General features: G+C 48.0%; 8 protein-coding genes. 5 read left to right on the forward strand and 3 right to left on the reverse strand.

Annotated elements, in window-relative coordinates:
* Positions 1-43: 43 nt before the first annotated feature.
* Positions 44-2,596, reverse strand: a complete 2,553-nt coding sequence (locus ACJJI1_RS05340) for an alpha amylase C-terminal domain-containing protein (protein ID WP_444958762.1) — start codon at positions 2,594-2,596, stop codon at positions 44-46.
* 899 nt (positions 2,597-3,495) lie between these two features.
* Positions 3,496-3,639, reverse strand: a complete 144-nt coding sequence (locus ACJJI1_RS05345) for an ADP-ribosylglycohydrolase family protein (protein WP_444918351.1) — start codon at positions 3,637-3,639, stop codon at positions 3,496-3,498.
* A 264-nt stretch (positions 3,640-3,903) separates the two neighbouring features.
* On the opposite strand from ACJJI1_RS05345, the gene ACJJI1_RS05350 reads away from it, so the two are divergent.
* The 3 genes from ACJJI1_RS05350 (at position 3,904) to ACJJI1_RS05360 (ending at position 6,856) form a co-directional block, all read left to right on the forward strand.
* Positions 3,904-4,233: a hypothetical protein gene (locus tag ACJJI1_RS05350; RefSeq protein WP_444911623.1), complete on the forward strand. Its 330-nt coding sequence runs from the start codon at positions 3,904-3,906 to the stop codon at positions 4,231-4,233.
* A gap of 759 nt (positions 4,234-4,992) precedes the next feature.
* Complete coding sequence (locus ACJJI1_RS05355; RefSeq protein ID WP_282931061.1) at positions 4,993-5,532, forward strand: hypothetical protein; 540 nt, start codon at positions 4,993-4,995, stop codon at positions 5,530-5,532.
* Positions 5,533-6,004: 472 nt separating this feature from the next.
* Positions 6,005-6,856 (forward strand): universal stress protein, encoded by an 852-nt coding sequence (locus ACJJI1_RS05360; RefSeq protein WP_413663505.1) that lies wholly within the window; start codon positions 6,005-6,007, stop codon positions 6,854-6,856.
* 67 nt (positions 6,857-6,923) lie between these two features.
* Here ACJJI1_RS05360 and ACJJI1_RS05365 read toward each other — a convergent pair whose 3' ends face one another.
* Positions 6,924-8,570 (reverse strand): alpha-amylase family glycosyl hydrolase, encoded by a 1,647-nt coding sequence (locus ACJJI1_RS05365; protein ID WP_444958763.1) that lies wholly within the window; start codon positions 8,568-8,570, stop codon positions 6,924-6,926.
* A gap of 270 nt (positions 8,571-8,840) precedes the next feature.
* Between ACJJI1_RS05365 and ACJJI1_RS05370 the strand changes: the two genes are divergently transcribed.
* Complete coding sequence (locus ACJJI1_RS05370) at positions 8,841-9,689, forward strand: DUF3014 domain-containing protein (RefSeq protein WP_413663508.1); 849 nt, start codon at positions 8,841-8,843, stop codon at positions 9,687-9,689.
* Positions 9,690-10,063: 374 nt separating this feature from the next.
* Positions 10,064-12,061, forward strand: a complete 1,998-nt coding sequence (locus ACJJI1_RS05375; protein WP_444958764.1) for a DUF3857 domain-containing transglutaminase family protein — start codon at positions 10,064-10,066, stop codon at positions 12,059-12,061.
* The last annotated feature ends 2 nt before the right edge of the window (positions 12,062-12,063 follow it).

The following is a 12,063-nucleotide window of genomic DNA, read 5'->3' on the forward strand; positions in this document are numbered from 1 at the left end:
AGAAGCCTGCAGACCAACTTCCTGGCCTGCAGGCTCTTATCAATTACAGTGCAACCACACTATAAATCATGGTTTGATCATTCACCTGCACCTTGTAGCTTCCGTTTACAGAAGTGTAGATATCAGACCCACCCTGCTCCAAGTCACCATCGGAGTCGCTATCGCCGTAGTTTTCACTCCAGTCAGCATTAACATCGAACTTGAAACGCTGCTGCGATTGACCATCAAAATTTACCTGGATTTCCCAGGTATTGTCGGCTACTAATTCCATAGCGTCAGCACCCCAACTATTTGGCGTGCCACGGAAATAAAGTGAGGAAAAATTGGATGCGTAACTACCACAGTCTGCACAGGTCAGGCTGTAGCTCAAGGTTTCATCATTTACCTCAACAATATAGGTACCTGATACATCGGTGTAGATATCATCCCCACCCAGCTCCAGAGAGCCGTCCGCATTGTTATCCCCGTAGTTTTCAGCCCAGTCACTGCTAACATCAAACTTAAAGCGCTGGTTACTGCTGCCATCAAACACCACAGTGGCACGCCAGGTATTATCTGCAACCAGGGTCATCGCCTGAGTGCCCCAGCTATTGGACGTACCGCGGAAATTTAATGCCGTAAAGTTTTGAGCATAACCAGCACTGGGATCAGTCACGGTAATGGTTGCCTTAGCACTATCGGTTAAGCCATCGTTGTCAGTAACAGTGACTGTCTCGGTATAAGTACCCGCACTGGCGAAGCTCAAAGTCGTCGAGGAAGAACTACCACCACTGCTCCAGCTATAGGAAACCACACTACCGTCGCTATCAGTAGAGCTGCTGGCATCCAGGGTGATACTCTGATTGACTTCTACTGTGCTGGATACTGGAGTCACGGTTGCAGTAGGTGCCTGCTGGGAAGAGACCTCAGTGATCGAATAGGCCAGAGTCTCATCATTTACTTCAATGAGATAGTTTCCGGTTACTGAAATATAAATATCTGCTCCGGTTTGATCCAATGTGCCATCAGCACCATCGTCACCGTAATTTTCGGCCCAGTCACCATAGATATCCAACTTAAAGCGTTGGTCCGCCTGGCCATCAAAATTGACCACCAATTGCCAGGTATTATCTGCTACCAATTCAAAAGCTGTTGCTTCCCAATTATTAGCTGTGCCACGGAAATAAAGGCTGGGAAAACCCGTCCCAGAACATTCATCACCACAGGAACCAGATAGCTGCCCACCGTGAATAGCAGCAGCGGAATAAGCTGCAACATTGAAAGTGGCATAGCCATTGCTGCCTACGGAAATAACGTCGCCGCTGCACTCATTATCTCCCGCCAGGACATTACAGTAGTCCCCTGCAGGAAGGCCTGTATACAGTGTCTGGCTGAAAGAATTACCCTCGTTATTGATAACGACATAGCCTTTATCACCGCGTCCAAAGGCAATCTGGTTATCTCCGTTATCCCACCAATTTTCCATACTGGTGCCATCGGTGTAGTTACGGAAACCCACCATATTGGCAATATTGCCCCATCGGTGCTGACATACCCATTCATTGTTTTCACAGCTTTCCGGTCCAGTGCTGGGGGGACCTATATCCGTATCGGTAAAGTCATAACCCGACATTACCTTCGGGTAGCCATAGGGGTGTGCCAGCATAAAAACGTTGGCCAGGTTGTACTTGTAGCCATCGTGATAGGTCAGGTTACCGCCGCCACCGTGGCCACGTTCACGATCGTGGTTGTCAATAAAGTGAACTGCATCGCTGGAAGATAAAAGTCCCCAACTCTCGCCAATACTGGCGAGGTTTTTAATTTGTCCGTTAAAATTACTCGCTACATCAGTGCCGTACTTGAATTCAGTCACACGGCCCAGGAATGTATAATTTGATGGCTGGATTTCAGAGGCTTCGCCAGCTGCGCCGATAACTTCAGAAAAGATCCAGGGATTACCAGCTTTACTCATGATGCTGTACATATCGCTGGGAGACATATGCTTAACCGCATCTACACGGAAACCATCAACGCCCATACCCTGTAATTTATTTAGGTAATCGGCCAGGGTCTGCTGAACATAACTGGAACCAGTATCCAAATCTGGAAGTCCACTCAAGCGGCAATTCCAGACATTATTCGCATCGCTATAGTTATCAATAGTGCAATCGGAGTGATAATCCCAAGAGGAAAACTCACCGGGGTGATTCAACAGTGTCCACTCAGTACCGCCCCAACCCGTGCCTCCACCATTCCAGGCCGCCGTATGGTTGATGACTACATCTGCGTAGACTTTTACACCCACCGCATTACAGCGGCTGATCATGCTCTGTAACTCAGCCTCGGTACCGCTGCGGCTGGTCAGGTTAGTGTAGGAAACCGGCTGGTAGCGCGCCCACCAGGTGGAGTGGCTGATATGTTCATGGGGCGGGGAGATCTGTACCGCGTCAAAACCTTTCGGCCCTAGGAACTCCTCACATTCACTGGCGATATCATTCCAGCTCCATTCGAACAGGTGTACAAAGGCCGTGCCTGCGCTGGCATGGGTACTGGACATGGCTCCGAGTACGATACTCGCGCCTCCCAGAAGCCCTTTTAACGGAAATTGTTTTTTCATTTTAGCTTTCCTTTTTCTCTCATCTGTAGTCGTTATCTTTTTTTGTATAAGGAGAACCCCAGGAGCAGTTGCCCACCAATGATTAATGGCTCTCCATTTCTACATAAATAGGGTCAACCTATAAGCACGCCTTTTCCCAGGCACTTGCAAATACTTGGATTGCATTCGCCCCACAGTAGGAGCTAGAAATATTCTCCTCAGGCGACACAACCAATAGGCATTCGCTCAAGAAAAGAATTTGTGGGAAGCACCGAAAGCGGCGAAGAAAAGTTCAGGCTTATCATCACAGGTGACCATTTATTATTTTTTGCAATTCAAGCCAGATATTTGGAAACCCCAACTACGCAGTATCTAAACTGCTGGATTTCAATACCCGGCCAATTGATCACTCATCCTGAGATATCCACAGACCACCAAAGGCATCAATAAACCGGTAGTGTGTGAACAGATACCGAACAGCAGCGGTAATATGCACCTCCTGTGCTACTGCAAACCCGAAATTACAACTATTCGGGCATTTGGAAGGCTAATAATCAGTGCTTGAGAGCACATCCTCCCTATAGGGGGCGTAGTAGATATTTGTGCTACAGGTCTAAATAGCGAAGATAATTTGGCTTTTAAGACCAAAATTTAAACAGACGGGAAAACAGAATCACTCACAACTCTAGCTTTAAATGCTTGAAGTAATGACGGTATGTGAGCACTTCTTAGCGATGACTCTAGATAGATAGAAATTAATACCCCAGATATTTCTTAGTTATTCCATGAGCATAATCGCAGTGTTCATCAAACTCACTTACAGGCCAATCTCGAAACTCCAGTAGATCCTGACCTATTTCTGATATCTCATCAGATAGCTCAAGTTGAGCCAACCAGTTTGCAAGAATTGCACCCACACCCTAATTGGCACCAATCAGGATTCCGCTAATAGAGCCTGTAGAATCTAAATCGCCATCGTGATTAACAGCCATCAGCAACGCTTCTTTGAAGCTTGGAGCTTTAAGGGCACAGTAAACTGAAATAACAAGAGCCTCTTCAGCCACCCAACCTTCCCCCACCTGTTCAATCGCCCGACCTCAAGGTCTATCTCCACGAGCAAGCTCTTCAGCCAACTCTATAGCTATAGCGTCTCCATATGATTTGGATGTTTACACAGCTCCGTTATAGCTGTAGTAATGCCTTGTTTACCGTAGTCTAGAGTAATATTGCATCCAGGATATCGAGAAAATCGACATAATCCTGCATTATGTGCGCTGGGCTTACAAGAAATTACTCGACTGTTCGACAAGTGTAAATGGAGGCAGTAATTGAAATTTAGCAAGCGGCAAGTAACTTTTCTTTCACTTGCCTTATTATCTGGATTTGTTGCATGGTACGCACTCGGTGCTGCATCTTCTTGTGCTCATTTTGATATTAAAGATTTTTGCAAAGGCGTATTTACTGTTGCACAAGATGAAATGGTGCTAAGCGAAAAGTTAAACTGCTTCCGGCTAGCCGAGTTATCTAGTTCGCTATGCGACTACACTTTCAAACTGGGTATAGGTGCGCTAGCCCTGGGTATATCGACGTTAATAATTAGCATTAGAGAATTAATCTACTCAAATGTCGTAGACAACTGGAATATCGAAAATTCATAATAAATTAATGAAAGTCACTCCGACAGGGCTGGAGCTTCACTTCGCAGTTTCTCTGTAACGCTTAAACCTTTTATAGCGCGTTATGAGCCAAGTAGAATGAATAAAGAAATTGCTAATTGATAAATAGCATATAACTAGCCAATGAACTACACTTCTGCGACATTTCAGGGCTTACATTTTGTTTAACTACGTTTTAGGTACCCAGTATGGCTACCTTAATGGTCGGGAACTGGATTTGTGTCAGTTCAATCAGTAGCTAAAAATATATAACAAACGACGGTAGAAATACATGTTTTGCGTTTTGATCTCTCTACCAGTCGCTAGCAAGAGGGACGGGCGTTAAACATAGAACCTTTCTAAAAACACTTCAATTTGTCACTTAAACACCCAAATCACTAAGTTTATCTACCTACCTCCTACAGCAGATGTGGCAATCTGCCATACAAAACCTGCTATGCATCTAAGCTATTGCGGTAGACAATTTTGATTAGTTCCTCAGACTGCAGGCTCAAGTTTTGGCATAGTGTATCTGAAGGAAATTGCCTTACAATTTGGCACCATAGCTTCATTCAAGTGTGATCTCACCTTATCAGTAGAGAAAGTAATGTATTTTCCTTGTAAACTTACCGGGCAGTGAACATGTAGTTCATTCCATCTGCACTAACTATAAAACCGCTCAGCCGGTAACTGAAATAGACAGCTAGGGCTCGATCCCTACTGTGAAGCTTCAGCTTTTATATTCAAATTAAGGGGAAAAGGATGAAATTTTTCAAAGGGATAAAGGTATTTTGCCTTGCAGTGACACTTTCAGCTTTATACGGATGTGGTGTCGCACACGTAAAAACAGACGTTCAAGCGCAAAGTTTTGAAGACTATAAAAATATATTAATACAAGATGTAAGGGTGTACTCAAATGAAAGTGCAGCCAAAAACAATAGTGCCCTACAGGAAAAAATGAAAAGTTGGGAGCTCCATACCCGCAGTGAACTCGAGGAATTTGCCAGAGAGAGCGATTATCAACTCGTCAATTCCTTAGATGAAGCTGAAGGCAAGACTTTGCTCGTTGATCTTGATGTGAAGGTTCAATACGGAAATCGCGCATTGCGCTGGGCTGTTGGCTTTGGCGCAGGAAAGGGAGGCGTTGACTCTGTCCTGACTGTTAAGGACTCCGAAACCGGTGATGTTAAATACAAGGCTCACGCCGATAGTGATCTGTCCGTGGGCGGTGCAGGTGGAGATATTGGCGCTGTACTTAAGAAAAATATCAAAGCGCTCATTGACCAGTATCGGGAAGTCTAAACCTTACGAATTGAGCACTAGGGACGCGCGTATAGTGCGCGCTCCCTCTTCACCGAGTAAGTTTCTTTGGGAAAGACTAAAAGAACCGATCACGGCTTAACTCAAAGAGCCTGTAGCCGATAGTTACTTATGGTGTTGTAGTTAGCCCCCCCACTCTCTAAGTACTTCCAATCCCAACATACTCCAACCAGCTCTAAATAACGCTACCAGGCAAGAATACATTTTGAATTCTGGTCACCCGCATTTTGGTTGTAGTAGGGCTTGCACGCGCTACCTATAAACTTGATCTACCTCAATACCCCCACCCCCAACTTCGCCATTATGCGCAACAAAATTATTCGATGAGATAGGCGCCAAATTCGACAAATGGGACAGTCAGGTACTCGGGCTGACCACCCCATCATGATAGATTAGACCTCTTGGTCAACTGCAGGTCGCACTGGCCAGTAACACGCTTAGTTGAGGAGAAAAAATGGAGCAGCAAAGCACCGTATTCGTTGTAGTGGACCCTAACGATGAGAAGCATGTAGCTCTGGAGCGAGCCCTGATCACTTCACGTGGACGCAATCCTCAGCCGCGACTGGCTGTATTCGTCGCAGTTGATGGTGAAGCGGTGGATACCCGTGCTGTTAACGACCACCTATTTCGCGATGAGTCGTGGTTCCGTGAACAAATTCGTGAACCCATCTCAGAAGCTGGTCTTTCCTGTGAGATCACTGTTTGCTGGTCCAGTGATTGGCAGGCGGCCATCGTGCAGGAATCAAAGCGTTGCAACGCAGAAATGATCTACCTACCAGTACACGCGAAGAGCAGCCGTCGCTTTACTTTCGCCGAATCCAAGTGGCGAGTCCTGAAAACAGCGCGCTGCCCAGTAGTATTGATTCGCCCCGGCGCCAAGGACGAGCGCAAAGTTGTATTGGCTACCGTTAACTACCAGGCAAAAACCCTCGAGCAGCGCGAGCTCAATCGCCAGATCAGCGAACGCGCGACCTATATCGCAGGTCATTACGGGGCAGAGCTACACCTCGTAAACGCTTTCCTGGATTCCATGCTCTACCCAGATCGCGGTGCTTTGGCCAAGCTTGCCGATAAAACCGGTGTCCCCACCCATCGCATTCACGTAAAGCGCGGCTATACCAGTGATGTTGTTGAGGAAGTGGCTCGTGAGATCGATGCAGACCTGGTCGTGATGGGAACCATGAATCAGTACGGCGAGACCGGCTCATTCCTGCGTGGCAATACTGCCGAGCGTGTAATTGGCCAGTTGGACGTTGATGTGATGGTATGTAACCAGTTCACCACAACAACAATGAACAACGACTAAGTCATCCCATTTTCAAGGATGCTGAAAGCCCCAGCAGTGCTATCTGCAGGGGCTTTCTTTTTTGGATTTACTGCGATTTAGCCGATAGCAGTAGCAGAGTTCCCTCTGTATCGAAATTCACCCTGCCATCCTCAACTTTGGCCCGCTTGCCCGAATAGTAATCGGTCAGTTCGATACCATCGGCAAACACACCTTTAACTGATACGCTCTTCTCACCCGCGGACAGTTCCATCGCCACAACTACCGGCTGCTCACCAAATAAGGTGCGGGAGAATGTATAAGGCTTATCCTCCAGCTTCTGGTGTACACCAGCGCCAACTGCCGGGTGCGATCGACGAAACTGCCCAAGCTTCTGCCAATGAGCCAGCAATGCACGGGTTTCCGGCTTTTCCAAGTCATCCCAGTTCATATTGGTGCGCATAGAGGCGTCGCCGAATGCCCGATCATCAATCATGGGGCGCGCCAGTTCATCACCGTAATATATCTGCACAGCACCGGGCGCTAACATCAGTTTACTTGCGGCACTCAGTGTGTGCTGGCGCTCGCGGTCAAATGAGTGATGGTCATCGTGGGAGCCTAGATAATTCAGGACACCGAACCCTTTTAGTTCACCACTGTTCAAGGAGGAGGAATAGCTGGAGAAAATATCCTCCGCTGGCTTACCCGCAACCTGGGCAAAATCGAAGTTAATCAGACTGTCAAAACCGTACTGATAAAAGTCCACTTTCCGGTCGCTATAATCGTAAGAGCGACCAACACTGGGACCAAAGTTGTTAACGCCGAAATGGTAAACCTCACCCACCATAAAGAAATTGCGATCGTCCAATTTCTTCTTCGGGTTCTCAGCCTTCCACTCGGCCAGGGCTATATCCGCTTCGTTTTTCAGTATTGCCCATGCTTGTGGCTCTACGTGTTTGACGGTGTCCACACGAAAACCATCGACACCGTATTCACGCACCCAGTCGGTTAACCACTTGATCAGGTAATATTTGGGGGCGCGGGGATAGCCAGTGCGCTCGAAAAAGGCATCCAGTTCACGCTGCTCTTGCTGCAGGCGACCTTCTTTTTTCCACTTTGCCACCAGTTGCGGCGGCAACTCGACATCTTTCTCGCTCTCCGTGAGGATATCCGTCAGGTTCGCGTGAATTGCACACTCAACATTGCCGGCATAGTCAGACCAGTCGCATTGCTGGCTATTGCGCAGCCAACTCGAGGGCCATCTGGAATCCTGTTCAGTGACTGGCCCGGTGTGATTGAGAATTACATCCAGCAATACGCGAATCCCCTGGCTGTGAGCTACCTCAATCAATTCTGCCAGTTCTGCTTCGGTGCCAAAGTTGGCATCTACGGCAGTCCAGTCCTTAGGCCAGTAGCCATGGAAAGCGTAGGTGCGTTTATCGGACTCATTGTAGCCATGGATGTTTTCAATCACCGGGGCCATCCAGATAGCATCGACCCCGAGATCATTAAAATACCCGGCTTCAATTTTCTCGATAACACCGCGCAGATCCCCTCCCTCAAAACCGCGCAGGTATGCTGCATCGTCTTTGCGGCCGTAGGGAAAATCATTGCTGCTATCGCCGTTATTAAAACGGTCCGGCAACATAAAATAAACTGTCGCATTGCGCCAAAAAGGGTCTACCGGCTCTGCAGCCACGGCAGCTTGTACACCACCCAGCATCAGGCCAATCAATAAGCTGGTGAATTTTCCCATTGTTCTCTCTTTTATTCGCCGCTCAGAATTATTCAGAAGCTCCCCAGACCACTCTAATAGGCCCAGTAAATCAAACATCCTCCCGCGCGGGGGCGTAGGTGCTGCGCAGGGTATAAGACCGGCGATAAGGTTGTGCAATTACCCCATAGTAAAACTATTTTGCGAGCGGCGCTTTTGCAGAGTAATGTAAAACCAGCAGATCGCGAGAAACCGCAGCGCTTTGTCGTGGTCCAAGCGTCACATTCTGTTAGCAGTCAAAGGAGGCAGGGAATGTCGGAACAACAATCTAGGCAAGGGTGGATCATCGGCATTATTGTGGTGGTCGTTGTCGCTGCAGCAGCCTATTGGCTCTGGACCGGCGAGGAAAAGAAAAAAGAAATTCCCACCATCGGTGTTGTCGAAGAACCCCAAACTGCTCCCGAGCCAGAAGCCCTGGCACAACCTGAGAGCCAGGAACCAGCCCAACCGCCCGAGGAGCCAGTCATCGAAGAGGAGCCCGGCAGAGAGCCACCTCCCCCCCTGAACGAGAGCGATAAGGCCGCATATGACGAATTAATGTCCTTGGCACCCGACGGCGCCTTGTCCCGCTGGCTGGTACCTGATGAAGTAATACGTAAATGGGTAGCCGCTGCCAACGCAGCATCCCGTGGTGAGCTGATTCACAAGCATCGCCCGCTGAAAACCATTCGCGGCCCCATCACCGTTACTGGGTCATCCGCTGAAGGCTACCAGCTGTCCCCGGAGAACTATCGCCGTTACGACCAACCAGTACGATTGTTCGCACTGGCTAACACTGATGCCATCATTACATTGTATCAATACTGGTACCCCCGTTTAGCCCAGGCCTACGGCGAGCTGGGGATTCGCAACAAGTCATTCCACCAGGTGGTGATTGGAGCAATCGACAATGTACTGGCAGCGCCAGATGTTGAAGGCCCTATTCAATTGATACGCCCGTCGGTGTATTACAAATTTGCCGATCCAAAACTGGAAAAACTCCCTGGAATACAAAAGCTGATGATCCGCATGGGCCCCGACAATGCAGCCCGGGTTAAGGAAAAGCTGAAAGAGATAAAGGCTAAGCTCGAAGAAATGCCCGTTCAGGAGCAAACCCAATAAGCAGATCTCAGGTCACTCAGCTTACAAGCTGGGTGGCCTCCCACCTTCAAGATTCGGTCGTTTTTTAACCGTTTTATCGCCCGGACACAACAAACCCTGCCTTCATCAATTTGAACCGCCGAAAAACTTATTCAAAACGCCAGCGGTCATACCCATCCGATACTCAGCCCATAGCCATTGGGGTATATTACCGGCTGTTCACTAAACGATCCCAACACCAAGCGGCAACAGGCACTGCCCTATAGGGAAAGATCCAGGGTTCAACAGGAGCGAATCAATCGTAGGGTGCCCTGCGTGCCCCTCCTGCTTACTCCCCACCCAAGATCTATTCTGTCTCCGCCGGTATAGGCTGTAGATAACAATCGAGGCTCATTTTGAAATATCGTTCCTTCGGCCAAATTCTGGCTGTGACTCTCTTATTTGCTGTGTCGCTGGCCCAGGCTACCCCTGAAATTAACATAGCCCCAACACCCACTTGGGTGGATGCCGTCGACCTCTCGAGTAGTGTCACTGCACCCGAAGGCAGTGTTAGGTATCACCTGAGCAACTCCCAGATATCCCATACGAACGAACAACACCAATACTATTTTCAGTTGGTGATGGAGCCCCTCAATCAGCAGGGGGTTAAACAGGTATCGGAACTGAACATTAGTTTTTACCCCGCGTTCCAGCAGCTGGTCGTTCACGAAATTACCGTCACCCGCAATGATCAAGTGATTGATCGCCTGGACAAACAGGACTTCAAGTTATTCCAGTCTGAGCAGGAGCTGTCCAGCAAACTCTACTCTGAAATGTGGAATGCGCTTTACATTCTTGAGGATATCCGACCCGGTGACAAAATCTCCTACGCTTATACACTCGAGGGAAGCAATCCTATTTTTGAACGCGGGGATTTTGGTACTTTCTACTTGTCATGGCCGGATGCCATCGACAGGCGCTATGTGAAAATTACCAGTGACAACAAGCTCAACTACCGTTTTAACAATGAAAAAGTACCGGTGAACGTTACCCGCAATAACGACACTTACCAGTACACGCTGGACCTGAAGCAGGTATCTCCGATACTTCAGGAGGGGGAATATCCTCACTGGCATGACCCATTCAACTACATCCAATATTCAGGCTATAACAGCTGGGCTGAAGTAAACGACTGGGCAATGACACTCTACGATATTGACCTCTCCCTGCCACAGGAACTCACCCGGCAATTGGATCAATGGCGCGCAGAGGAAGGCCTTGAGGGAGCTGTCAGCAAGGCTATTGCCTACGTTCAGGAGGATATTCGCTACTTTGGGATCGAGTTTGGAATCAACTCACACCAACCGCGAACGCCGAGAGAGACTTTGGATAAGCGTTATGGCGACTGTAAAGACAAAGCCATATTAATAACCGCCATGTTGTCTCACCTGGGGGTTAACTCTTACCCCGCTTTAGTGTCTTCAGGACGCGGTCGTGACCTTGCCAATGATATCCCCTCTCCCAGTTCATTTGATCATGTAATCAGCGTCATTGAGCTCAATGGACAAGATTATTGGGTTGACGGCACCGCTTCCGGACAGGGCTCCAATATCAAGAGCAAAGGCTTCTTTGATTATGAATTGGCACTCCCCATTCGAAAGGGAACCCGAGCATTAAAACAAGTAACCACGATTTATCCCGCCAACGGCACTCTGCAACTGGATGTCACCGAAAATTTTGAAATCAATGCCGGTGCCAATACCGCAGGGCTAACTGTTGAGTCCACCTACAGCGCTCTCAAAGCGGAGCAGATGCGTCAATTTTTCCAGTCAGCAGACTCTGAATACATAAAGAGTAATTACGCAAACTTTATGGCAACTTACTACCCCGGTATTGAAATCACATCCAATATCAAGCACCAGGACAATCGGGGTGAAAATGTACTTCAGGTATCGGAGCTATATGAGATCAGTGATTTTGCCGAGTTGAACTCTGCTCGGAAGATTTTCTCACTGTATGGCTCCAGTATCGCCTCTTATATTACCAGCCCCCAGAAGCGTATTCGCCAGAGCCCATTAGCGCTGGCACATCCTGTGGATATCAACCACAAAGCAGTAGCCAAAATTACTGGAGAGGTTTTGTGGAGAGAGGAATCCCAGGATCTACAGATAGACAATCCCTGGTTCACCTTCTCCAGAACCTCCGATCATATTGGCAATAACATCTCGGTGAACTACGCCTTTAAATCCAAAGCGGACCATGTCCGCAATACGGATATTGCCGAGTATATGGAGCAACTCAATAAACTGGATGAAGCACTTCAATATCAGTTCTGGGCCAAGGGCGATAATTCGAATACTCAGGAAACCAGCAAGGCAATGAAAAACCTGGTTAAGTCACTAATCAGGAAGTAAAT

This window comes from Microbulbifer maximicatervae (SeqCode) (assembly GCF_052467065.1).